Origin of the sequence: Prauserella endophytica (genome assembly GCF_005146945.1) — a bacterium.
Lineage (GTDB): Bacteria > Actinomycetota > Actinomycetes > Mycobacteriales > Pseudonocardiaceae > Prauserella_A > Prauserella_A endophytica.
In genome coordinates this window covers 46,088-68,352 of the sequence record NZ_SWMS01000024.1, presented here as the reverse complement: position 1 = coordinate 68,352, position 22,265 = coordinate 46,088, and the positions used below count along the sequence as shown (strand labels likewise).

Genomic DNA, 22,265 nt, shown 5'->3' with positions numbered 1-22,265 from the left:
CACGAGTTCTGCACTCCCGACGGCGAGTCGTGCCTCCCGACCGCGAGTGCACTCCGGACCGCGTGTTGTGCTCCTTGGCGAACGCACAACTCGCCGTTCCGAACGCACAACTCGCGAGCAGGAGTGCAGAACTCGCGGGCCCGAGCGGGGGACTCGCGGGCCCGAGCGGGGGACTCGCGGGCCCGAGCGGGGGACTCGCGGGCCGGGGCGTCAGCGGCGGCGGAGCGCCCTCACGATCGCGACCACGCCGAGCAGCGCGGCGAGGCCGGCGAGCGCCGGGGCGAGCCGTTTGGCCACCGAGGCGCCCGCGTAGTCGAAGAGGTCGATCGCCTCGGCCTCCTTGGGCGGTTTGACGGCCTCGAGCTTCGGCTTCTCGGGCTCGGCGGCGGTCGCCGCCGCACCGGCTCCGCTCGCCGCCGAGGCGGCACCACCACCGGCCGACGAGGCATCGGCGGGCTGCTCACTCGCCGGGGCCTTGCCCGGGGTGGTGTCCTCGCCCTTGGCGCCCAGCTCCTCGGCGAGGTTGCCCGCGAAGGTGTCGAGGATCTTGCCGCCGACCTCGGAGATCATGCCGCGGCCGAACTGGGCCGGGCGGCCGGTGACGTTCAGGTCGGTGGCGACGGCTCCCTTGGTGTTGTCGCCGTCGGCCGCGAGCGTCACGGTGACCGTGGCGGCCGCGGTACCGGCACCGCGCGCGTCCTTGCCGGACGCCTTGATCTTGATCTGCCGGGCGCCCTCGTCCTTCTCCAGGAACTCGCCGGAACCCTTGTAGAGCAACGAGACCGGGCCCAGCTTGACCTTCACCGTGCCCTTGAACGTGTCGCCCTCCACCGACGTGAGCGTGGCTCCCGGCATGCAGGGCGCGACCCGTTCCGGATCCAGCACCGCCTTCCACACCTCGTCGATGGGCGCTGGGACGGTGAACTCGTGGTCGAGCCGCACGGGCCGACCTCCTTCCTGAGTCGCGGAAAAGCTGCCCCCAAGGCCACCTTAGTTGCGTTGAGTGCAACAAAGGTGGCCTTGGGGACCGGAGAACTTCAGCCTGCCATGGCCGCGGAGATCGCGCGGCCCGTGAGGACGCGGGCGAGGTGCTGCCGGTACTCGACGTCGGCGTTGCCGTCGACGGTCGGGTTGGTGCCCTCGGCCGCGTGCTCGGCGGCGGCGCGGATCGACTCGGCGGTGGCCGGCTGCCCGACCAGCGCCTCCTCGACGCCGCGGGCCCGCACCGGCACCGACGACATGTTCGTCAGCGCGACCCGGGCCTCGGCGATGGTGTCACCGTCGGTGCGCACCGTCGCCGCGACGGCGACCATTGACCACGCCTGCGCGACGCGGTTGAACTTCTCGTAGTGCGCGTGCCAGCCGGTGTGCTTCGGCACCCGCACCTCGACGAGGATCTCGTCCGGCGCCAGCGACGTCGTGAAGAAGTCCTCGAAGAAGTCGGCGGCCGCCACCGTGCGCTGACCGTCCATGCCGCGGATGACCATCTCGCAGTCCAGCGCGAGCGCCGGGGCGAGCAGGTCGCCCGCCGGGTCGGCGTGCGCGATGGAACCGCCGAACGTTCCTCGGTGCCGCACCTGCGGATCGGCCACGGTGTCGGTCGCCCGCGCGAGCAGCGCCGCGTGTTCGGCGATGAGCGGGTCCCGCTGCACGTCGTAGTGCGTCGTCATGGACCCGATCACGAGGTGGTCGCCCTCCTCGCGCACGCCGCGCAGCTCAGCGACCTTGCCGAGGTCGATGATCTTCGTCGGAGCGGCGAGCCGGACGCGCAGCACCGGAAGCAGGCTCTGCCCACCCGCGAGGACCTTGGCGTCCTCGCCCGCGTCGGCGAGCGCCCGAACCGCGTCATCCACAGTGGACGGCGCGACGTAGTCGAACGGAGCGGGAATCACTGAGCACCTCCGTGTGCCGGGTCGATCGAACCGAGGCCGCCACCGGCCTCGGCACCGGGTCCGCCCGCGGCCTTCTCGCCGGTGCGGATCGCCTGCCACACCCGCATGGGGCTGAGTGGCATCTCGATGTCGTTCACGCCGAACTGGCGGACGGCGTCGACCACGGCGTTCACCACGGCCGGGGTCGAGGCGATCGTGCCCGCCTCCCCGACGCCCTTGACGCCGAGCGGGTTGGTGGTCGACGGCGTCTCGGTGCGGTCGGTCGTGAACGACGGCAGGTCGGCCGCCGAGGGCAGCAGGTAGTCGGCGAACGTGCCCGACGTGAGCGTGCCGCTCTCGTCGTACACGGCCTCCTCGTACAGCGCCTGCGCGATGCCCTGTGCGAGCCCGCCGTGCATCTGGCCTTCCACGATGATCGGGTTGACCACCTTGCCGACGTCGTCCACGCAGACGTACGAGCGGATGCGCACCCGTCCGGTCTCGGTGTCCACCTCGGTGGCGCACAGGTGCGTGCCGTGCGGGAAGGAGAAGTTCTCCGGGTCGTACACGGCCTCGGAGTCGAGCGTCGGCTCGACGCCCTCCGGCAGGTCGTGCGCGGCGAACACCGCGAGCGCGATGTCCCCGATGCCGGTGGAGCGGTCGGTGCCCTTCACCGTGAACTTGCCGCCGCTGAACTCGAGGTCGTCCTCCGAGCACTCCATCATGTGCGCGGCGACCTTGCGGGCCTTCTCGATGACCTTCTCCGTCGCCTTCACCACGGCGATGCCGCCGACGGCCAGCGAACGCGAGCCGTAGGTGTCGAGGCCCTTGTGCGACGACTGCGTGTCGCCGTGCAGCACCTCGACGTCCTCGAACGGCACGCCCAGCTGGTCGGCCACGATCTGGCTCCACGCCGTCTCGTGTCCCTGCCCGTGCGCCGAGGCACCCGTGATCACCTCGACCTTGCCGGTCGGCAGCATGCGGATCGCCGCGTGCTCCCAGCCGCCTGCGCCGTAGTCGAGCGAGCCGAGCACGCGCGACGGAGCGAGACCGCACATCTCGGTGAACGTCGAGATGCCGATGCCGAGCTGCACGGGGTCGTTGCGCTCACGGCGCTCCCGCTGTTCCTGCCGCAGCGCTTCGTAGCCGAACAGCTCCATGGCCTTCTGCGTGGCGGCCTCGTAGTTGCCCGAGTCGTAGGTCAGCGTCGAGACCGTGGTGTACGGGAACTCGTCGTGCTTGATCCAGTTCTTCTCGCGCAGCTCCATCGGGTCCATGCCGAGCTCCGCCGCGAGCTCGTCCATCATCCGCTCGATCGCGAACGTGGCCTCGGGCCTGCCCGCGCCGCGGTAGGCGTCGGTGAGCGTGGTGTTGGTGAACACGTTGGTGCACGCGAAGTGGTACGCCGGGATCTTGTAGATCGCGTTGAACATGAACGCGCCGAGGATCGGCACGCCCGGCCCGACGAGGCCGAGGTAGGCGCCCATGTCGGCGAGCAGCTCGACCTTGAGCCCGGTGACCGTGCCGTCGCGCTTGGCCGCGATGGTCAGGTCCTGGATCTGGTCACGGCCGTGGTGCGCGGCGACCATGGTCTCGGACCGCGACTCGGTCCACTTGACCGGCTTGCCGAGCTTTTGCGCTATCAGCAGGCACATGATCTCCTCGGGCAGCACGGCGATCTTGCCGCCGAACCCGCCGCCGACGTCGGGCGCGATCACACGGATCTTGTGCTCGGGCAGGCCGAGCGTCAGCGCCGACATCGTCTTGAGGATGTGCGGGATCTGGGTCGCCGACCACATGGTGAGCTGCGCTGCGGTCGGGTCGACCACGCATGCGCGGGGCTCCATGAACGCCGGGACGAGCCGCTGCTGGCGGAACCGTCGCTTGACGACCACCTCGGCGTCGGCGATCGCCTGTTCCACGTTGCCGCCGGAGCCGGCCTCGCCGGAGTCGAACACCCAGAGCGCGTTGCGGTTTGTGCCGAGGTCCTCGTGCACGAGCGGAGCGTCCTCGGCGAGCGCGTTCTCCAGCCCGAGCACCACGGGCAGGTCCTCGTACTCGACGTCGATCTCGGCGAGCGCGTCCTCGGCCTCGCCCGCGCTGCGGGCCACGACCACGGCGACGCCCTCACCGGCGAAGTTCACCGTGCCCTGCGCGAGAACCGGCCTGCGCGGCGACTTCATGTCCGGCGTGATCGGCCACGCGCACGGCATGCCGATCTTGCCCTCGGGGTCGAGGTCGTCGCCGGTGAAGACGGCGAGCACGCCCGGCATCTCCTTGGCGGCGGAGGTGTCGATGCTGACGATCTTGGCGTGGGCCACGGTGCTGCGCAGCACCGCGAGGTGAACCAGGCCGGGCAGCGTCAGGTTGTCGGTCCAGCGCGTGCGGCCGGTGATGAGCCGCTCGTCCTCCTTGCGGAGCCGGCCCTTGCCGACCTCCGGTTCGATGGTGGCGGTCATCTACTCGCCACCCCCTCCGACGCTCGACGCGGTCCTGCTGCCGGTATCGGCACCGGTCACGCGCTCGGCCTCCGGGCCCGCGCCTGGCCGCATGTGGTGTGCCGCGTCGCGCACCGCCTTCACGATGTTCTGGTAGCCGGTGCACCGGCACAGGTTGCCCTCGAGGCCCTCCCTGACCGCGTGCTCGTCGGGGTCGGGGTTGTCGGAGAGCAGGTCGATCGACTGCATGATCATGCCTGGGGTGCAGAACCCGCACTGCAACGCGTGGTTGTCGTGGAACGCCTGCTGCACGGGGTGGAGCTGACCGTCGCGGGCGAGGCCCTCGATGGTGGTGACCTCACTGCCGTGGGCCTGCACGGCCAGCACGGAACAGGACTTGACGCTGTGCCCGTCGAGATGCACGGTACAGGCTCCGCAGTTACTGGTGTCGCAACCAACCACCGTGCCGACCTTCCCAAGCCGTTCGCGCAGGTAGTGCACGAGCAGCGTGCGAGGCTCGACGTCGTCGGTGTAGCTGGTGCCGTCAACTGTGACGGTGATGCGCATTGGGCCTCCTGTGGTGGCTCGGCCCGCCAGGCGGGCCGCTGTGGAACGGCCTGAGCCGAGCACCGTCGCCGGTGATCGGCCTCACAGGGCGAGCCTGCTACTTTCGGCCCAATGGGACAACCCCCCGTCTGGAGAGGAAACCCGGCTCGATCCGCACCTGCGGCACGACGACGTTGATCATTCCCGATTCGCGGAACGTGTCCCCCGATCGGTCACCAAGTTTCCAGACGCACGCCAAATCGGCGTGGAATTGGACGCCTGGTGTCCTGCGCCGAACCTCCGGCGCAGGACGCTAGCGTTCCTGCTCGCCGTGAATGCGGCCGTCGAGATCGGACAGCCGCCGCCCGCCGCCACCCCACCGCAGCGCGATGATCTCCGCGCCGATCGACACGGCGGTCTCCTCCGGGGTGCGCGCGCCGAGATCGAGGCCGATCGGCGAGGCGAGCCGTTTCAGCTCGGCGTCGGTGATCCCGGCTTCACGCAGCCTCGAGATGCGGTCGTCGTGGGTACGCCGCGAGCCCATCGCCCCGATGTAGCCGACGTCGAGGCGCAGCGCGACCTCCAGCAGCGGCACGTCGAACTTCGGGTCGTGGGTGAGCACGGTGATCACGGTCCTGCCGTCGATCCGGCCCGCCTCCGCCTCGGCCTTGAGATAGCGGTGCGGCCAGTCGACGACCACGTCGTGCGCCTCGGGGAACCGGGTCTTGGTCGCGAACACGGGCCGCGCGTCGCACACGGTCACCTCGTAGCCGAGGAACGTGCCCATCCTGGCCATCGCGGCGGCGAAGTCGATCGCGCCGAACACGAGCATCCTCGGCGGCGGCTCGAAGGTGTTGACGAACACCGCCATGCCCTCGCCCCTGCGCTGCCCGTCGGGGCCGTAGTGCAGGGTCGCCGACCGCCCGCCGGCGAGCAGCCCGCGCGCGTCGTCGAGCACGGCGTCGTCGATGCGGTCGGAGCCGAGCCCCCCGCTCGCGCGGTCGGGCCACACGAGCATGCGCTTGCCGAGCAGCGCGGGGTCGGGGTGCTCGATCGTGGTCACGACCGCGACCGGCCTGCCCTCCCGCACCGACGTCACCAGGTCGGCCAGCTCGGGCATGGACTCGCGGTCCACCCGCTCCACGAAGATGTCGATGATCCCGCCGCAGGTCAGCCCCACGGCGAACGCGTCGTCGTCGCTCACGCCGTAGCGCTGCAGCACCGGCGCGCCGTCCTCCACCACCTGCTGCGCCAGCTCGTAGACGGCGCCCTCGACGCAGCCGCCCGACACGCTGCCGACGGCGGAGCCGTCGGCGGCCACCAGCATCGCCGCGCCGGGCGCCCTCGGCGCCGACGAGAACGTGGCCACCACGGTTCCCACACCCACCGTCTCGCCCGCCGACCAGCGGCGGTGGAGCTCGTCCAGCACGTCATGCATCTCGGATCTCCCGGAGAAGTCGTTCCAACGTGGCGAGGCTGTGGCCTGCCAGCAACCGGTCCACGTGCGGGAGCGCGGCGGCGATCCCAGACTGCACCGGAGCGTAACCCTCGTGACCCGCGTGCGGGTTCACCCAGAACACCCGGTGGGCGAGCCTGCGCAGCCGCGCGGCCTGCTCCCCCAGCAGCGACACGTCGCCGCGTTCCCAGCCGTCGGAGAACAGCACCACCACGGCCCGCCGGGCGAGCCCTCGCTGGCCCCAGCGGTCCAGGAAGCCGCGCAGGGTCTCGCCGAGCCTCGTGCCGCCCGCGAAGTCGGCGACGGCCTGTGCCGCCGAGAGCATCGCCCGCTCGGGATCGCGCTGGCGCAGCTGCCGCGACACCCGCGTCAGTCGCGTGCCCAGCGTGAACACCTCGACGCGCGCGGGCGCGGCGCGCACCACGACGTGGGCGAAGCGCAGCAGCGAGTCGGCGTAGGGCTTCATCGAGCCCGACACGTCGATCAGCAGGACCAGCCTGCGCGGGCGCGGACCGTGCCGCGCGTAGGCGAGCCTGCCGGTCTCGCCGCCGTCGGCGAGCATCGCGCGCAGCGTGCGGCCGGGGTCGAGCCGTCCCCGGCGGGCGGGCCGGTAACGCAGCGACGATCGGGACGGCAGCACGGGCCGCAGCGTGCTCATCAGCTCCCGGAGGTGCCTGCGCTCGGCCGCCGTCAGCTCGCCCAGGTCGCGTTCGCGCAGCACCTCGGCGTCGCTGGCGGCCACGGCCAGCTGCTCGCCCACCTCGCCGCCCTCGCCGTCGCCCTGCTCGCGGGCGACCAGCGCGGCGATGGTCGCCCGCTGCGGCCGCGGCACGGACGCCCGCTCGCGCAGCGGCGGCGCGGCGTTGAACCACGCGTCGAACGCCTCGTCGTAGCGCGGCAGGTCGTCGGGATCGGCGCACAGTGTGAGCCTGCCCGCCCAGTAGACCTGCGCCGCATCGCTCGCGTCGAGGCGTTCGACGGCGGAGAGATATGCCTGGACCCGGTGGGCGTCGCAGGGCAGCCCGGCCTCGCGCAACACGGCGGCGAAGCCGACGAGGCCGGGCAGCGGGTCAACGGTCACCGGTGTGCCCATACCCGCCATTGTGCCCTGGATTCCGCTCCAGGTCGTCAGGCCGAGGGCCGCAGGAACCGGGGCGGCAGGAAGTGCGCGAATCCGGGCGGCATCACCCGTGCCTCCTGGCTGACCAGGTCGAACACCTGCTGGTACGGCTCGGCGGGGAACCCGGCGACCGCGCGGTTCAGCTCCCGCGGCCGCAGGTCCGGCCAGTGCCCGGACTCGACGCGGCGCAACAGCGACCGCAGGGCCACGATCTCGTCGGCGGCGCTGAAGGAGCAGTGCCCGCCCCGGTCGAGATAGAGCTGGCGCAGGTCTCCGGGGTCGCCGAAGCGGCGCACCTGCTCGGCGTACCAGCGTGCCTGATCGGTGATCGCGCCGCCGTCACCGATGGTGTGCGTGGTGAGCACGGGTGCCGGGGTGGTGCCCTTCGGGTTGAGGCCGGTCAGCCACGCACGGGCGCCAGGATCCGCCGCGATGCGCGGGGCCGCGTCGAGTCGGGCGAGGTCGGCACGGAGATCGAGCCCCGCGGCCCGGTATGCCTTCCTGGCCAGGTCGGCGTAGGCGGAGCGGGCGAACTGGCGCGAGTAGTCGATGCCGGTGTTCCACGACGGGTTGCCGCCAGCGCGGGGCTCCAGGTCGGCGCGGCCGTTCGGCCCGATGCCCCAGGAGTACGCGTCCCTGGTCCAGCCGGCCTGCTGGGTGATCCGCTCGACGAGCTCAGCGGGCTCGGGGTCGTGCGAGGAGTACCACGGCGGGATGTTGCCCAGCGCGCCGGCGAGCGCGAGCTTCGCGCGGCCCTCCGGCGTGGTGAGCGCGTCGTTGACGGTGGCGATGAGCAGGTCCGTGCTGCGCTGCGGGTCGGCGGCCTCCACCAGTTCGATGCCCGCGTCGGGCGCGAGCAGCTCCCGCACGACGAAGCCGATGTCGAGCGCGGTGTTCCAGGTGCCCGTGAAGTCGTACTCGGCACACTGGCTCAGCACGCCGTCGATGCGGTGCGGGTTGCGCTCGGCCAGCACCGTCGCGATGCCGCCGCCCATCGACATGCCGCTCGACACCGTGGTGCGCGGCGTGCCGACGTTTGCCTCGAACCAGTCGAGCACGGCGATCTGGTCCTCCAGCGCCTCCTCGACGGCGAACCCGACCCGGCCGCGGAAGTCGGACGCCGCGAGCGCGTAGCCGTGGTCCAGCAGCCACTGCTCGGTCGCGGGCACGGCCGACAGCGCGACGCCGGGCGGGAGTTCGAGTCCGGGCGGCAGGTAGCCGTGGCTGTACAGCACGAGCGTGCCGTTCCAGCGGTGCGGCACCTCGACGCGGTACTCCGCCCCGTTGATCCAGCCGTGGTGGCTGCGGTGCGGCTGTTCACTCGCGGCCGTGGTCGCCGGTACGGCGAGCAGCACGGCCAGCACGGCCGCGAGCGCTCCCCAGAGTCTTCGCATCGGTTCGTCCTCTCTGTGTCCGAACGTTCCTTCCGGGAATCAATCGGAGCGGAGGACGAGACTTCGACACCTACGCCAGCAATGCGTCCAAACGGGCGCGCACGCGGTCGAGGTCCTCGCTGTACTTGAGCACGGCGCCCAGTGTCGCGGCGGCGGACGCGGCGTCGAGCTCGTCACGGTCGAGAGACAACAGCGCGCGGGCCCAGTCGAGCGCCTCGGCCACGCCGGGCGGCTTGAGCAGCTCCATCGTGCGCAGCCGTTGCACCGCCTCGGCGACCTGCTCGGACAGCCGCTCGCCGATGCCGGGGATGCGGCTGCGCAGGATCGCGATCTCCCGCGAAAGGCCGGGGTGCTCCAGCCAGTGGTAGAGGCAGCGGCGCTTGAGCGCGTCGTGCACCTCACGTGTGCGATTCGACGTGAGCACCACCAGCGGCGGCACGACGGCGCGGACCTCGCCGTACTCGGGGATCGTCACCGTGTTCTCGTCGAGCAGCTGCAGCAGGAACGCCTCGAACTCGTCGTCGGCGCGGTCGATCTCGTCGACGAGCAGCACGCACGGCGCGGACTGCAGCGCGCGCAGCAACGGCCTGGCCAGCAGGAACCGCTCGGTGTACAGCGACTGCTCCGCCACGTCCACGTCGAGCCGCCCGCCCTCGGCCGCCTCCAGCGCGCGCAGGTGCAGCAGCTGGCGGGGGAAGTCCCATTCGTAGAGCGCTTGCGCGGCGTCGATGCCCTCGTGGCACTGCAGGCGGATGAGCGGCAGGCCGAGGCTCTCGGCGAGGGCGACGGCCAGAGACGTCTTGCCGGTGCCCGGCTCGCCCTCGCAGAACAACGGCCTGCGCATCCGCAGTGCCAGGAACGCGGCGGTCGCCACGCCCTCGTCGGCGAGGTAACCGATGCCTTCGAGCAGCTTCGCCAGTTCGTCCGGTGAGCCGACCGCTGCGGTGCTGTCGTCTGTCACATCTGCAGAGCCTAGATGGATCTCACCTGATGCACGGAACTCACCGGCCGCCCGGGCCGGGTCGCGTCCGCAGTGAAGGCCACCTTCACTGCGTTCAGCGCAGTGAAGGTGGCCTTCACTGCAGCCGGGGCGACCGGGCTAACCGACTCCGTGGCCAGGGGTGTCCACGTCGGTTCCGCTGCCGAGATCGGCGCACTCCACCAGGCGCACGTCCGCGCGGTCCGCAAGCCAGCCGCGGGCACCCCGGTCGCCGCTCGCCTGCGCCGCGACGTCCGCCCACCAGCGCCTGCCGAAGAGCACGGGGTGGCCGGGCACGCCGTCGTACGCCGCTCGCGCGACGGCCTCCGGTGTCCCGAGCGCGGCCAGCCTCGCGATCACGTCGGCGCCCGCCCACGGCAGGTCCACCAGGTGCACGAGCGCCGCGTCCGGCGTGGGGTCGAGATCGGCCAGCGCGGTCAGCCCGGCACGGAGCGACGCACCCATGCCCTCCGCCCAGTCGGTCGCGACGACCGTGCGCACGTGCCGCGGCACGTGGGCGCGCGCCTCGTCGGCCCGGGCGCCGAGCACCACCAGCACGGGGTCGCAGCCGCCTTCGGCGAGCACGCGCACGGCACGCGTCACCAGCGCCTCGCCTTCGAGTTCGGCCAGCGCCTTCGGCTTGCCGAACCGCCTGCCGGCCCCGGCCGCGAGGAGCACGCCCGCGACGCTCACGACACGCGCGCCGACGAAGTCATCGCCAGGTCCGCCTCGATCCGCTTCGCCGCGGCGAGCAGCGCGGGCAGCAGCTCGCCGCGCACCGACTCGGGCGTGTTGCGGCTCGCGTGGGTGGAGAGGTTGACCGCCGCCACCACCGAGCCGTCCGCGCCGTGAATGGGCGCCGCGACGGAGCGCAACCCCTCCTCCAGCTCCTGGTCCACGACCGCGTAACCGTTGGCGCGCACGGTGTCCAGCTCCGCCCGCAGCGCGTCGGCCGAGACGATCGTGTGCGACGTGAGCCGCTCGAACGACGCCCGTTCCAGGTACTCGTCCAGTTCGGACTTCGGCAGCCCGGCGAGCAGCACGTGCCCCATCGACGTCGCGTGCGCGGGGAACCGGGTGCCGACGTTGATCGTCACCGCCATGATCCGCGAGACCGCGACGCGGGCCACGTAGACGATGTCGGTTCCCTCCAGCACGGACACGGAGCTCGACTCGTGGACCTCCGCGGAGAGCCGTTCCAGGTGAGGCCGCGCCACCTCCGGCAGCGACAGGCTCGACAGGAAGGCATAGCCGAGCTCGAGCACGCGGGCCGTCAGCGAGAAGTACTTGCCGTCGGTGCGCACGTAGCCGAGATCCACGAGCGTCAGCAGGAACCGCCGCGCCGCCGCGCGCGTGAGCCCGGTGACCTTGGCGACGTCGCTGAGCGTCAGTGTCGGCGAGCCCGCGTCGAACGCCTTGATGACCGCGAGCCCGCGCTCCAGCGACTGCACGTGGTGCGCGCCGCGAGTGGCTTCCTCTTCCATGACGTGACTTTAAGGCTCACCCATCTCGGCCAGCGTGCGCGACGCGATCTGGTAGGCCTCGTTGGCCGCGGGCACACCCGCGTAGACACCCGTGTGGAGCAGCACCTCGGAGATCTCCTCCGGGGTCAGCCCGTTGCCGATCGCGGCCCGCACGTGCATGGCGATCTCGCCGTGGCAGTGCAGCGCGGTGAGCACGGCGAGGGTGATGCAGCTGCGGGTCTTGCGGTCCAGACCGTCGCGCGTCCAGACCGAGCCCCACGCCGCGCGTGTGATGTAGTCCTGGAAGGGCTTGGTGAACTCGGTCGTGTTCGCCACGGCGCGGTCGACGTGCTCGTCGCCGAGCACCTCGCGGCGCACCTTCATGCCCTCGGAGTAGGCCTCGCCGCTCATCGCACCTCCTTCAGATGCCCGGTGATCAGCTCGGAGAAACGCTCCGGCTGCTCGACGTTGCCGAGGTGCGCGGCCTGCTCCACGACCTCCAGCCGCGCGCCGGGGATGCCCTTGGCGATCACCGCGCCGTGCTCCTGCGGCGGCGTCGCCGGGTCGTCCGCGCCCGCGATCACGAGCGTGGGCGCCGCGATCCTCGGCAGGTCGGCCACCAGGTCCATCGAAGCGATCGCGTGGCAGCACGCCGCGTAGCCCGCGGCCGGGGTCGCCGCGGTCATGTGGTGGTACTCGCGGCCGAGATCGGGGTGCGCGACGAGCCAGTCGGCGGTGAACCAGCGGCCGATGCTGCCGTCGGCGATCGCCTCCATGCCCTGCGTGCGCGCGTCCTTCGCCCGCTGCTCCCACATCTCCGGGGTGCCGAGCTTGGCCGACGTGCAGCACAGCACGAGCCCGCCGATCCGCTCCGGCGCGTGCACGCCGAGCCACATGCCCGTCATGCCCCCGAGCGAGAGCCCCACGAAATGCGCGCGCTCCACGCCGAGGGTGTCGAGCAGCTCCACGACGTCACCGCCCAGCTCGTCGAGCATGGCGGGGTGATCCGGAACGGGCGTGCGGCCGTGCCCACGCTGGTCGTAGCGCACCACGCGGTACCCGGCCGCCGTCAACGGGCCGATCTGCGGGTCCCACATGCTGAGGTTGCTGCCGATCGAACCGGACAGAACCACGACGTCACCGTCGGGCGGGCCCTCGACCACATGGTTGACCTTCACGACCTCTCCTTCCGCTCCCGATGCGCGGCCAGCGCGCGCTCCACGAACACTCCGGCGCTGCCAAGGTAACCCGACGGATCGAGCAGCTCCGCGATGCGTTCCCGGGAGAGCCGCCCGCCCACCAGCGGATCCTCCGCGAGCAGGCCGGCCAGCTCGCCCTCGCCCGCGAGCGCGCGCCGGCAGCACGCGGTGACGGCGTCGTGCGCGGCGAGGCGGCCTGTCCCGGCGGCCAGCTCCGTGGTGACACGCTCGGCGAGCAACACTCCTCCGCTGCGGTCCAGGTTCGCCCGCATCGCCCCGGCGTCGACATGCAGCCTGCCGAGGCTCGTGCGCAGCCAGTGGATCGCGGAACCGGTGGTGCGCAACAGTTCCGTGAGCGGTCGCCACTCGGCATGCCACGCCCCGGCGGCGCGCTGGTGTTCCTGCTCCATCGCCGCGAGCAGGTCGGCGACCAGCCCCGGGGCCTGCTTGGCCGAGGCGAGCGCCGACACCGCCGCCACGGGGTTGCGCTTGTGGGGCATGGTCGACGAGCCGCCGCTGCCGGGCGGGCCCTGCTCGTGCACCTCCCCGACATCGGTCTGCGCGAGCAGCACGATGGCCCTCGCGATCCCAGCCACCGCACCGGCCGTCTCCCCCAGCGCACCGGCCAGCTCGGCGACGGGCGTGCGGTCGGTGTGCCACGGCAGCACCGGTTCGGCGAGGCCGAGCCGCGCGCTCAGCGCGGTGAGCACGGCCGGCCCGTGGTCACCGAGCGAGGCGAGCGTGCCCGTCGCGCCGCCGAGCTGGGCGGGCAGCCGCAGCGCGGCCAGCCGCTCGCCCGCGTTGCCGAGGGCGGTGAGCCAGCCCGCCGCGGTGAGCCCGAACGTCACCGGCGTCGCGTGCTGCAGCAACGTCCGTCCCACTTGGATGGTCGTCGCGTGCTCCTCCGCCAGCCGGGCCGCAGCGTCGGCGCACGCGCCGAGGTCCGCGAGCAGCGGCGCGAGCGCGCGCGTGGCGACCAGCATGGCCGCGGTGTCCACCACGTCCTGGCTGGTCGCCCCTCGGTGCACGTGCCGGGCCGCCTCGCCGCCGACGCGGTCGGTGAGCGCCCGGACCAGCGGCCCGGCGGGGTTGCCGATCCCGGTGGCGGCCCTGCCCAGCTCCGCGACGTCGTAGTCCGCGGGACGGCAGGCCGCACCGATCGCGTCGGCATGCTCGCGGCCGATGAGCCCGACGTCGGCCTGCGCGGAGGCCAGTGCGGCCTCGAAGTCCAGCATTCCCTTCAGCCACGCGGCGTCGCCGGTCTCGTCACGCACGGGGCCGGCGGCGAGGACGGGGTCGAACAGCTCAGACATCAAAGAACACTGTCTCGCCCTCGCCCTGCAAACGCACGTCGAACGTGTAGCCGTCCTCGCTCCTGCGGGCGACGAGCGTGCCCCTGCGCTCCTCCGGCACGGACGCGAGCACGGGGTCGGCCGCGTTGGCCTCGGTGTTCTCCGGGAAGTAGACGCGGGTGACGACGCGGTGCAGCAGCCCGCGCGCGAACACCGACACGTTGATGTGCGGCGCCTCGCCGGGCAGCGCGCCCGGCACCACGGTGAGGATCCCGTACTCGCCGTCGTCGTTGGTCGGGCAGCGGCCGAAGCCGCGGAAGCCCGGCTGCGCGCCGCGCGGGTCGTCGGGGTGGTCGAACCGGCCGTGCGCGTCGCCCTGCCATGTCTCGATCAGTCCGTCGGGAACCGGCGTGCCCGCGCCGTCGTAGACCACACCGCGGATCCACACCGCGCCAGGCGTGCCCTCCTCCACCACCGTGGGCCCGTCCGCCCAGGGCAGGCCGAGCGAGAGGTACGGTCCGACCGTCTGCGAAGGCGTGCTCATCAGTGCTCCTCCTCTGTGCTCTGCGGGACACCCGCACCCGGTCGGACTCCGCGAGCGGAAGGGCCAGAATCGTCGCTCACTCGTCCTCCTCGTCCTCGAAGGGCGTGGCTTCCCTGCCCCGCAGCACGATGTCGAACTCGAACGCCAGCGCCCACTCCGGCACGGTCCGGCTCAGGTCGAAGCGGGAGATCATGCGGTTGCGCGCCTTCTCGTCGGGCACCGAGTTGAAGATCGGGTCCTGGTAGAACAGCGGATCGTCCGGGAAGTACATCTGCGTGACCAGCCGCTGCGTGAACGCCGTGCCGAACACCGAGAAGTGGATGTGCGCTGGCCGCCAGGCGTTGTCGTGGTTCTTCCACGGGTAGGCGCCGGGCTTGATGGTGGTGAACTCGTAGCGGCCCTCGTTGTCGGTGATGGTGCGGCCGACGCCGTCGAAATTGGGGTCCACCGGGCACGGCCAGTTGTCCCAGACGTGCTTGTACCGGCCGCCCGCGTTGGCCTGCCAGATCTCGACGAGCGAGTTGGGCACGGGCCGCCCGTCCCCGTCGAGCAGGCGGCCGTGCACGACGATCCGCTGGCCCTGTGGCTCCTCGGGGTGCTGCTTCGTGAGGTCGTTGTCGAGTTCGCCCAGCCTGCCGGGGCCGAGCAGCGGCCCGGTGATCTCGGTGAGCTTGTGCGGCAGCAGCACGAGCGGCTGCTTGGGGTGCCGCAACCCGGTCGACTTGTAGTCCGGCGAGTCGAGCGGCGGGTGCGTCCCCTCCGGATCCCGCCGGTACCTCGGCAGCACGAGCCCGGACTCCGACAACGCGGTCATGAAACCTCCTTGGTTCACGCCTCGATGACGACGGCCAGCCCTTGGCCGACGCCGATGCAGATGGCGGCGAGTCCCCAGCCGCCGCCCCGGCGGCGGAGCTCGTGCGCGAGCGCGCCGAGGATGCGACCGCCGGAGGCGCCCAGCGGGTGCCCGATGGCGATGGCGCCGCCGTTGACGTTCACGATCTCGGGATCCAGCTTGGGCCAGTCGGCCAGGCACGCGAGCGACTGCGCGGCGAACGCCTCGTTCAGCTCCACCGCCGCCAGGTCCTCCCAGCCGATCCCGGCCCGCTCCAGTGCGATCTCGGCCGCGCGGACCGGGCCGATGCCGAACACGTGCGGGTCGACCCCGGCCGCGCCGCGGCCCGCGACGCGGGCGAGCGGCGTCGCGCCGAGCCGGTCGGCGCCGGCCTGGTCGGCCAGCAGCACCGCCGACGCACCGTCGTTGAGCGGCGAGGAGTTCCCGGCCGTCACCGTCCCCTGTGGACGGAAGGCGGGCTTGAGCTTGGCGAGCTTCTCCATGCTCGAGTCCGGGCGGACGCCCTCGTCGCGGGTGAGCTCCGTGCCGGGCACCGGCACCACGTGACCGTCGTAGAACCCGGCGTCCCACGCCTTCGCGGCGTTGCGGTGGCTACGCAGCGCGAACTCGTCCTGCGCCTCGCGGCCGATGCCGTAGCGCTCGGCGAGGATCTCGGTGCTCTCGCCGAGCGAGACCGTCCACTGCTCCGGCATCGCCGGGTTCACCATGCGCCAGCCGAGCGTGGTGGAGTACATCGTCTCGTGGCCGTTCGGGAAGGCCCTGCCCGGCTTGGGCAGCACCCACGGCGCCCGGCTCATCGACTCCACGCCACCGGCGATCACCACCGAGGCGTCGCCGACCGCGATGGTGCGGCTCGCCTGCATGGCGGCGTCGAGACCGGAGCCACAGAGGCGGTTCACGGTGCTCCCGGGCACGCTCGTCGGCCATCCGGCGAGCAGCGCGGCCATGCGCGCGACGTTGCGGTTGTCCTCGCCCGCTCCGTTGGCGTCGCCGAGGAGTACCTCGTCGACGGCCGAGGGGTCGAGGTCGACGCGCTGCGCGAGCGCGCTCAGCACGTGCGCGGCGAGGTCGTCGGGCCGCACCCCGGACAGCGCGCCGCCGTAGCGGCCGAAGGGCGTGCGGACGGCGTCGAGCACGAAGACGTCGTTCACTTGCCCGCCTCCTTCAGCGCGCGCAGCGTGGCCAGCTCGGCCTCGGTCGGCGCCTCGGTGCGGGACAGCTGCGGCGAGACCTTGAGGTCCCAGCCGGTCGCCTCGCGCACCTGCTCCACCTCGACGCCCTCGTGCAGCTGGCTAAGCACCAGCTCGGAGGTCTCGGGGTCGGGGCGGAGGATGCCGAGGTCGGTGATCACGAGCGTCGGGCCCGCTCCGCGCAGGCCCAGCCGCTCGCGGTCGCCCTTGCCGGAGCCGTGCCCCACCGAGGTCACGAAGTCGACCTTGTCGACGAAGCTGCGCTTGCTCTGCCGCACGACCACGAACACCTCGCGGCACGACGCGGCGATCTCCGGCGCACCGCCCGCACCGGGCAGGCGCACCTTAGGGTTGGCGTAGTCGTCACCGATCACCGTGGTGTTGATGTTGCCGAACTTGTCGAGCTGGGCGGCGCCGAGGAAGCCGACGTCGATGCGGCCTGGCTGGAGCCAGTAGTTGAACACCTCGGGCACGCTGATCACGGCGTCGGCGGTCTCGGCGAGGATGCCGTCGCCGATCGACGCGGGCAGCCGGTCCGGTTTGGACCCGAGCGTGCCCGACTCGTAGATCAGCACCAGGTCGGGGGCGTGCGTGCGGCGCGCGAGGTTCGCGGCGGTGGACGGCAGCCCGATGCCGACGAAGCAGCGCTGCCCGTTGCCGAGGACCCTGGCCGCGGCGATGGACATCATCTCGTCGGAGGTGTACGCCTGCTGCGCTTCGGTCGTCGCGGTCACTTCTCCGTCACCTCCATGTCGAACACCTTGGCGCGAAGCCAGTCCTCGAACGAGTCCCTCTTTCGCCCAATGGAATCCCAATGCTCGTAGTAGGCGTTGTCGCGGTCGTAGTAGCCCTGCGCGTAAGAGGGGTGGGCGCCGTGCGGCACCTCGGCCACGCAGGTCACGGCCCAGCTCGGCAGGATCGTCTGGCCCGCCACGGGCTCCAGTTCGTCCACGACCTCCTCCACGGTCACCAGGCTGCGCTTGGCGGCGAGCACGGCCTCCTTCTGCACGCCGACCAGGCCCCAGATCTGGACGTTGCCCGCGCGGTCGGCCCGTTGCGCGTGAATGATCGAGACGTCCGGGTTGAGCGCCGGCACGGCGGCGAGTTGCTCCCCGGTGAACGGGCAGGTGATCTGCTTGATCGTGTCGGTGTGCTTGGGCAGGTCGGTGCCGGAGTAGCCCCGCAGCACCGCGAACGGCAGCCCGGAGGCGCCCGCGACGTAGCGGTTGGCCATGCCGGCGTGGCTGTGCTCCTCGATCTCCAGCGGCACCGGCCACCCGTTCTGCACGGCGTCGCGGAAGCGGTGCAGCGAGCCGACGCCGGGGTTGCCGCCCCACGAGAAGATCAGCTTGCGCGCGCACCCGGCGCCGATCAGCTGGTCGTAGACGATGTCGGGCGTCATCCGCACGAGCGTGAGGTCCCTGCGGCGCTGCCGGATGATCTCCTGCCCGGCCGCGTGCGGGATCAGGTGCGTGAACCCTTCCAGGGCGACCACGTCGCCGTCATGTACGAGCCTGCCGACCCCCTCGGCAAGCGAAACGATCTCTGCCACGTTGCCACACCTCGTTGTTCGCATTACGCACACAAGTTCTTCATAAGAACATATCCGTCTCCGCCCGCTCTCGTCAACGGCAGTGAAGGCCACCCTCACTGCGCCCACCCGTCTCCCGCCACCGCCCGAAGGGAGGCGCTGCGCGCCGCTGTATTGATCCGACGCAAGTAGGGTGGCCTTCACTGCAGTGATGGACAGGAGTGGTGGATGACGCGGCCACGAATCGTGGTGACCAGGAAGATCCCGGAAGCGGCGATGGAGATCCTGCGGGAAGCCGGGGAGGTGTGGGCCCCGGAACCGGACCGGGCACTGCCCGCCGAGGAGCTGCACCGCGTGGTGGGCGACGCCGACGCGATCGTCGCAACCCTCCAGGACCGCGTCGACGGCGCGCTCGCCGACGCCGCGGGCCCGCGGCTGAAGGTCATTTCCACGGTCGCCGTCGGCTACGACAACGCCGACGTGCCCGCGCTCGCCGACCGCGGCGTCGTCTTCACCAACACCCCCGGCGTGCTCACCGACGCCACCGCCGACCTCGCGTTCGGCCTGTTGCTCGCGGTCACCCGCAGGCTCGGCGAGGGCGAGCGGCTGCTGCGCTCGCGTACGCCGTGGTCGTTCCACCTCGGCTTCATGCTGGGCTCCGGCCTGCAGGGCAAGACACTCGGCATCGTCGGCCTCGGGCAGATCGGCCAGGCCATGGCCCGGCGGGCGCTCGCGTTCGGCATGGAGATCGCCTACTCCGGCCGGCGCCGGGCTCCCGAAGACGTCGAACGCGAGCTGCGGGCGACGTACCTGGACCGGGAGGAGCTGCTGCGCACGGCCGACGTCGTGTCGCTGCACTGCCCGCTCACGCCCGAGACCCGTCATCTCATCGACGCCCGCGCGCTCGCGGTGATGAAGCGTTCGGCATACCTCGTCAACACCACGAGGGGGCCCGTCGTCGACGAGGCCGCGCTGGCCGAGGCCCTCGCGAACGGCCAGATCGCCGGCGCCGGACTCGACGTCTTCGAGAACGAGCCCGAGGTGCACCCCGGTCTGCTGGAGCTTGACAATGTCGCGCTCGCGCCGCACCTGGGCTCGGCGACCGTCGAGACCCGTACCGCCATGGCCGTGCTCGCGGCCCGCAACACGGCCGCCGTGCTCTCCGGTGGCGAGCCGCTGACCCCGGTGAAGGGATGAACGGGATGCGCGTGGTGATCGCACCGGACAAGTTCAAGGGCAGCCTCACGGCCGTCGAGGCGGCGGAGGCCATCGCGCGGGGTGTGCACGACGTGCTGCCCGACGCCGAGATCACGCAGTGCCCGGTCGCCGACGGGGGTGAGGGCACGCTCGACGTCCTGCTCGCCGCCGGGGGCAAGCGGGTGGACCTGCGCGTGACGGGTCCGCTGTCGCAGCAGGTCGACGCCTGGTACGTGGTGCTCGACGGCACCGCCTACCTGGAGTCGGCGCGCGCGTGCGGCATCGAGTACGTCGAGCCCTCCCCTGAGGTCGCGCTGGCCGCCCACACCTACGGGGTCGGCGAGCTCGTCGGGCACGCGATCGCGGGCGGCGCCCGCCGCGTGGTGCTCACCGTCGGCGGCACGGCCAGCACCGACGGCGGCTCCGGCATGCTGCGCGCGCTCGGCGCCGTGCTGCTCGACGGCCGGGAGCGGCCGTTCGAGTTCGGTGGCGGGCCGCTCGGCGCGATCGCCACCGTGGACCTCACCGCCGTGCGAGAGCAGCTCGGCGACGTGGACGTGCGCGTGGCCACCGACGTCACCAACCCGCTGCTCGGCCCCGAGGGCGCCGCGGCGGTCTTCGGCCCGCAGAAGGGCGCGGGCCCGCGGGAGGTCGAGGTGCTGGAGACGTCCCTGCGCGCGTGGGCGGACGCACTCGAGCGGGCGGGAACGATCGCACTCGGCGACGTCCCCAGCGCGGGCGCGGGCGGCGGCGTCTCGGGTGGCGCCATGGCGGCGCTGGACGCGCGGGCCGAGTCGGGCTTCGCCATGGTCGCGCAGCTCACGGGTGTCGCCGACGCACTTCCGGGCGCCGACCTGGCGATCACCGGCGAGGGCTCACTCGACCGGCAGAGCCTCGCGGGCAAGGCCCCGGCCGGAATCGCCGGGATGGCGCGCGAGCACGACGTCGCCGTGCTCGCGGTCGCCGGGCGCGTCGCGCTGGAACCCGAGGAGCTGGCCGCGGCGGGCATCGCGGGCAGCCGGGCACTCATCGACCACGCGGAGTCGCTGGAGCACGCCCGGCGCGAGGCGTTCCCCCTCCTGCGCGCGCAGAGCGCGGAGCTGGTGACAGAGTGGCTCGCGACCAAAGCCTGACCCACCCGCAGTGAAGGCCACCATGCCTGCGTGGAATCGAACACAGCGGCGCGCAGCGCCTCCGTTTGGGTGGTGGCGGGAGACGGGTGGGCGCAGTGAAGGTGGCCTTCACTGCGGTCGGCCATCAGGGCTTGAGGACTACCTTGATCGCGCGGTCCTGCTTCTTCTGGAAGATCTCGTAGGCGTGCGGCGCGTCGTCCAGCGGCAGCTGGTGCGTGGCGAGGTCCTCGACGCCGAGCGGGTCGCTCTCGCCGGTCACGAGCGGCATGACGTCGTCGATCCACGCGTGCACGTTGGCCTGTCCCATGCGCAGCTGGATCTGCTTGTCGAACAACGTCAGCATCGGCATCGGGTCGACCATGCCGCCGTACACACCGGACAGTGAGATCGTGCCGCCCCTGCGCACGATGTCGATCGCGAGGTGCAGCGCGCTCAGCCGGTCCACACCGGCCTTCTCGGTGACCTTCGCCGCGACGGGGTTCGGCAGCAGGCTCGCGAACTGCTGGGCGAGCGCGCCGAACGGCGCGCCGTGCGCCTCCATGCCCACGGCGTCGATCACCGAGTCGGTGCCCCTGCCGTCGGTGCGGCCGCGGATGTAGTCGGCGAGCCGCTTGTGCTGGCGCAGGTCGATCGTGTCGACCCCGTGCCGTCGGGCCATCTCCAGCCGCTCGTCGACGAGGTCCACGCCGATAACCGTTGCGGCGCCACGGAACTTGGCGATCCGAGCGCACATCTGCCCGATGGGCCCGAGCCCGAGTACCGTCACGCTGCCGCCCTGCGGGATGCCCGCGTACTCCACGGCCTGCCATGCCGTGGGGACCACATCGGACAGATAGAGGAACCGCTCGTCCGGCGGCCCCTCCGGCACCTTGATCGGGCCGAACTGCGCCTGCGGCACGCGCAGCAGCTCGGCCTGCCCGCCGGGCACCTGCCCGTACAGCTTGGTGTAGCCGAACAGCGCGGCGCCCTTGCCGTGCTCGCGCACCTGCGTGGTCTCGCACTGCGAGTAAAGCTTCTGGTCGCAGTACCAGCAGTGCCCGCACGCGATGTTGAACGGGATCACCACGCGGTCACCCTTGCTCAGGTTCGGCACGGCGCTGCCGACCTCTTCGACGATGCCCATCGGCTCGTGCCCGAGGATGTCGCCCTGGCTCATGAACGAGCCGAGCACCTCGTACAGGTGCAGGTCCGAGCCGCAGATGCCGGTGGAGGTCACCCTGATCACCGCGTCCGTCGGCTCACGGACCTGCGGATCGGGCACCTCCTCGACCCGCACGTTCCGCTTGCCCTGCCAGGTCACGGCTTTCATCTGGAGTCTCCTTCCGCGTCGGTGCTCCCCATGCGGCGGATACCCCGGGAGGCTCAGCCCGACTCATCCGTCACCGTGTGCGAGGCGCCCACGGGTTTCGACTCGGGCGAGCCGCGCTCGCGCAGGTACACGCTGAGGATCGCCATGGAACCGATCGCGAGGAACTCCGACTGCCAGTTCTGCAGGGTGCGGTTCCAGAAGTCGGCGGAGGCCACGTACTGCGGCCAGGTGAGCGGATCGGTGAAGTCGGCGAGGCGCTCGGCGTTGAACGCGCTCATCCCCGCGATCGACTGCGCGAGCCAGGATGAGAGGAACAACAAGCCCATCACCAGTCCCAGCGAGCGCGAGAACAGCACCGTGCGCCAGCCGCCGGTCCGCGCCCAGCGTGGGGAGCTCTCGGTGACGTGCCTGCCCACCAGCTGGTCCGCGTCGGACTCCCGGCCGATGCGGCGCAGTTGCTTCGACTCGGGCGAGCCGCGCTGGACGAGCCACACCGTGGCCATCACGTACAGGAAGAACTGCAGGTACTCCGACTGCCAGTTCTCGGCGATGTCGACGGCGAAGTCCGACGACGTGACGTAGGCCCAGAAGCTCACCGGGTCGCCGCCGCGCGCGAGCTGCCGGTTGACGTAGTCGGCGTGCCCGGCGAACGCCTGTCCCACGACGGAACCGAGGAACAGCAGCCCGAACACCACCGAGAGCCCGTTGTCCCGCAGGAACCGCCGCATGTGAATCAGCTCCCCGTCACCA

The 22,265-nt window shown here is 71.8% G+C and carries 22 protein-coding genes; 2 read left to right on the top strand and 20 right to left on the bottom strand.

The genetic code is table 11. From position 1 onward, the window contains the following. Nucleotides 1-210: 210 nt before the first annotated feature. The 18 genes from FCN18_RS30845 to FCN18_RS30760 all read right to left on the bottom strand — a co-directional run bounded on the left by FCN18_RS30845 (nt 211) and on the right by FCN18_RS30760 (nt 17,897). Complete coding sequence (locus tag FCN18_RS30845; protein ID WP_137096726.1) at nt 211-942, bottom strand: SRPBCC family protein; 732 nt, start codon at nt 940-942, stop codon at nt 211-213. Nucleotides 943-1,037: 95 nt separating this feature from the next. Next, nucleotides 1,038-1,892, bottom strand: a complete 855-nt coding sequence (locus FCN18_RS30840; RefSeq protein WP_113644055.1) for an FAD binding domain-containing protein — start codon at nt 1,890-1,892, stop codon at nt 1,038-1,040. Continuing rightward, nucleotides 1,889-4,330: a xanthine dehydrogenase family protein molybdopterin-binding subunit gene (locus FCN18_RS30835; protein WP_112275709.1), complete on the bottom strand. Its 2,442-nt coding sequence runs from the start codon at nt 4,328-4,330 to the stop codon at nt 1,889-1,891. Before FCN18_RS30835 ends, FCN18_RS30840 begins: the two co-directional genes overlap by 4 nt. Then, nucleotides 4,331-4,876: a (2Fe-2S)-binding protein gene (locus FCN18_RS30830; protein WP_137096725.1), complete on the bottom strand. Its 546-nt coding sequence runs from the start codon at nt 4,874-4,876 to the stop codon at nt 4,331-4,333. It abuts the gene before it with no gap. Nucleotides 4,877-5,168: 292 nt separating this feature from the next. Then, complete coding sequence (locus tag FCN18_RS30825; RefSeq protein WP_112275705.1) at nt 5,169-6,293, bottom strand: XdhC family protein; 1,125 nt, start codon at nt 6,291-6,293, stop codon at nt 5,169-5,171. Continuing rightward, complete coding sequence (locus FCN18_RS30820) at nt 6,286-7,404, bottom strand: vWA domain-containing protein (RefSeq protein ID WP_206078016.1); 1,119 nt, start codon at nt 7,402-7,404, stop codon at nt 6,286-6,288. The genes FCN18_RS30825 and FCN18_RS30820 overlap by 8 nt, the downstream gene beginning before the upstream one ends. 35 nt (nt 7,405-7,439) lie before the next feature. Then, on the bottom strand, nt 7,440-8,825 hold the full coding sequence (locus FCN18_RS30815) for an alpha/beta hydrolase family protein (protein ID WP_137096723.1): 1,386 nt from the start codon (nt 8,823-8,825) through the stop codon (nt 7,440-7,442). Between the two features lie 70 nt (nt 8,826-8,895). Next, the gene (locus FCN18_RS30810; RefSeq protein WP_112275699.1) at nt 8,896-9,786 is read right to left on the bottom strand and encodes an AAA family ATPase; all 891 of its coding nucleotides are present in this window, start codon (nt 9,784-9,786) and stop codon (nt 8,896-8,898) included. A 138-nt stretch (nt 9,787-9,924) separates the two neighbouring features. Continuing rightward, nucleotides 9,925-10,497 (bottom strand): nucleotidyltransferase family protein, encoded by a 573-nt coding sequence (locus FCN18_RS30805; protein ID WP_112275698.1) that lies wholly within the window; start codon nt 10,495-10,497, stop codon nt 9,925-9,927. After that, nucleotides 10,494-11,288: an IclR family transcriptional regulator domain-containing protein gene (locus tag FCN18_RS30800; protein ID WP_112275697.1), complete on the bottom strand. Its 795-nt coding sequence runs from the start codon at nt 11,286-11,288 to the stop codon at nt 10,494-10,496. The genes FCN18_RS30805 and FCN18_RS30800 overlap by 4 nt, the downstream gene beginning before the upstream one ends. 9 nt (nt 11,289-11,297) lie before the next feature. Beyond that, complete coding sequence (gene pcaC / locus FCN18_RS30795) at nt 11,298-11,678, bottom strand: 4-carboxymuconolactone decarboxylase (protein ID WP_112275696.1); 381 nt, start codon at nt 11,676-11,678, stop codon at nt 11,298-11,300. After that, entirely contained in the window at nt 11,675-12,445 is a 771-nt protein-coding gene (pcaD, locus tag FCN18_RS30790) for a 3-oxoadipate enol-lactonase (RefSeq protein WP_137096722.1), read from the bottom strand. Before pcaD ends, pcaC begins: the two co-directional genes overlap by 4 nt. After that, entirely contained in the window at nt 12,442-13,779 is a 1,338-nt protein-coding gene (gene pcaB / locus FCN18_RS30785) for a 3-carboxy-cis,cis-muconate cycloisomerase (RefSeq protein ID WP_137096721.1), read from the bottom strand. The genes pcaD and pcaB overlap by 4 nt, the downstream gene beginning before the upstream one ends. Continuing rightward, nucleotides 13,772-14,302 carry a protocatechuate 3,4-dioxygenase subunit alpha gene (gene pcaG / locus FCN18_RS30780; RefSeq protein ID WP_113644049.1) on the bottom strand — a complete coding sequence of 177 codons (531 nt, stop codon included), beginning with the start codon at nt 14,300-14,302 and terminating at the stop codon, nt 13,772-13,774. The genes pcaB and pcaG overlap by 8 nt, the downstream gene beginning before the upstream one ends. A 76-nt stretch (nt 14,303-14,378) precedes the next feature. Next, a complete protein-coding gene (gene pcaH / locus FCN18_RS30775; protein WP_137096720.1) occupies nt 14,379-15,116 on the bottom strand; it encodes a protocatechuate 3,4-dioxygenase subunit beta in 738 nt (245 codons plus the stop codon). A gap of 14 nt (nt 15,117-15,130) precedes the next feature. Beyond that, nucleotides 15,131-16,306, bottom strand: a complete 1,176-nt coding sequence (locus FCN18_RS30770; RefSeq protein ID WP_112275691.1) for a thiolase family protein — start codon at nt 16,304-16,306, stop codon at nt 15,131-15,133. Then, a complete protein-coding gene (locus tag FCN18_RS30765) occupies nt 16,303-17,034 on the bottom strand; it encodes a CoA-transferase subunit beta (protein ID WP_112275821.1) in 732 nt (243 codons plus the stop codon). The genes FCN18_RS30770 and FCN18_RS30765 overlap by 4 nt, the downstream gene beginning before the upstream one ends. A 41-nt stretch (nt 17,035-17,075) precedes the next feature. Then, entirely contained in the window at nt 17,076-17,897 is an 822-nt protein-coding gene (locus FCN18_RS30760; protein WP_112275690.1) for a CoA transferase subunit A, read from the bottom strand. 207 nt (nt 17,898-18,104) lie between these two features. Between FCN18_RS30760 and FCN18_RS30755 the strand changes: the two genes are divergently transcribed. Next, complete coding sequence (locus FCN18_RS30755; RefSeq protein WP_113644047.1) at nt 18,105-19,073, top strand: 2-hydroxyacid dehydrogenase; 969 nt, start codon at nt 18,105-18,107, stop codon at nt 19,071-19,073. Between the two features lie 5 nt (nt 19,074-19,078). Further along, on the top strand, nt 19,079-20,206 hold the full coding sequence (locus FCN18_RS30750; RefSeq protein WP_112275687.1) for a glycerate kinase: 1,128 nt from the start codon (nt 19,079-19,081) through the stop codon (nt 20,204-20,206). 124 nt (nt 20,207-20,330) lie between these two features. Here FCN18_RS30750 and FCN18_RS30745 read toward each other — a convergent pair whose 3' ends face one another. Together FCN18_RS30745 and FCN18_RS30740 are read right to left on the bottom strand one after the other, a co-directional pair. Then, nucleotides 20,331-21,515, bottom strand: coding sequence for a zinc-dependent alcohol dehydrogenase (locus tag FCN18_RS30745; RefSeq protein WP_112275685.1), 1,185 nt, complete (start codon nt 21,513-21,515; stop codon nt 20,331-20,333). Between the two features lie 53 nt (nt 21,516-21,568). Next, a complete protein-coding gene (locus FCN18_RS30740) occupies nt 21,569-22,243 on the bottom strand; it encodes a DUF6766 family protein (protein WP_137096719.1) in 675 nt (224 codons plus the stop codon). Nucleotides 22,244-22,265: the final 22 nt, after the last annotated feature.

What these genes read in the sequence shown, in the direction of transcription:
- pcaG (WP_113644049.1), bottom strand. Translation starts at nt 14,302, where the DNA reads ATGAGCACGCCTTCGCAGACGGTCGGACCGTACCTCTCGCTCGGCCTG.
- FCN18_RS30750 (WP_112275687.1), top strand. Translation starts at nt 19,079, where the DNA reads ATGCGCGTGGTGATCGCACCGGACAAGTTCAAGGGCAGCCTCACGGCC.
- FCN18_RS30800 (WP_112275697.1), bottom strand. Translation starts at nt 11,288, where the DNA reads ATGGAAGAGGAAGCCACTCGCGGCGCGCACCACGTGCAGTCGCTGGAG.
- pcaB (WP_137096721.1), bottom strand. Translation starts at nt 13,779, where the DNA reads ATGTCTGAGCTGTTCGACCCCGTCCTCGCCGCCGGCCCCGTGCGTGAC.
- FCN18_RS30815 (WP_137096723.1), bottom strand. Translation starts at nt 8,825, where the DNA reads ATGCGAAGACTCTGGGGAGCGCTCGCGGCCGTGCTGGCCGTGCTGCTC.
- FCN18_RS30740 (WP_137096719.1), bottom strand. Translation starts at nt 22,243, where the DNA reads ATGCGGCGGTTCCTGCGGGACAACGGGCTCTCGGTGGTGTTCGGGCTG.
- FCN18_RS30820 (WP_206078016.1), bottom strand. Translation starts at nt 7,404, where the DNA reads ATGGGCACACCGGTGACCGTTGACCCGCTGCCCGGCCTCGTCGGCTTC.
- FCN18_RS30835 (WP_112275709.1), bottom strand. Translation starts at nt 4,330, where the DNA reads ATGACCGCCACCATCGAACCGGAGGTCGGCAAGGGCCGGCTCCGCAAG.
- pcaH (WP_137096720.1), bottom strand. Translation starts at nt 15,116, where the DNA reads ATGACCGCGTTGTCGGAGTCCGGGCTCGTGCTGCCGAGGTACCGGCGG.
- FCN18_RS30830 (WP_137096725.1), bottom strand. Translation starts at nt 4,876, where the DNA reads ATGCGCATCACCGTCACAGTTGACGGCACCAGCTACACCGACGACGTC.
- FCN18_RS30825 (WP_112275705.1), bottom strand. Translation starts at nt 6,293, where the DNA reads ATGCATGACGTGCTGGACGAGCTCCACCGCCGCTGGTCGGCGGGCGAG.
- FCN18_RS30745 (WP_112275685.1), bottom strand. Translation starts at nt 21,515, where the DNA reads ATGAAAGCCGTGACCTGGCAGGGCAAGCGGAACGTGCGGGTCGAGGAG.
- FCN18_RS30755 (WP_113644047.1), top strand. Translation starts at nt 18,105, where the DNA reads ATGACGCGGCCACGAATCGTGGTGACCAGGAAGATCCCGGAAGCGGCG.
- FCN18_RS30765 (WP_112275821.1), bottom strand. Translation starts at nt 17,034, where the DNA reads ATGATGTCCATCGCCGCGGCCAGGGTCCTCGGCAACGGGCAGCGCTGC.
- pcaC (WP_112275696.1), bottom strand. Translation starts at nt 11,678, where the DNA reads ATGAGCGGCGAGGCCTACTCCGAGGGCATGAAGGTGCGCCGCGAGGTG.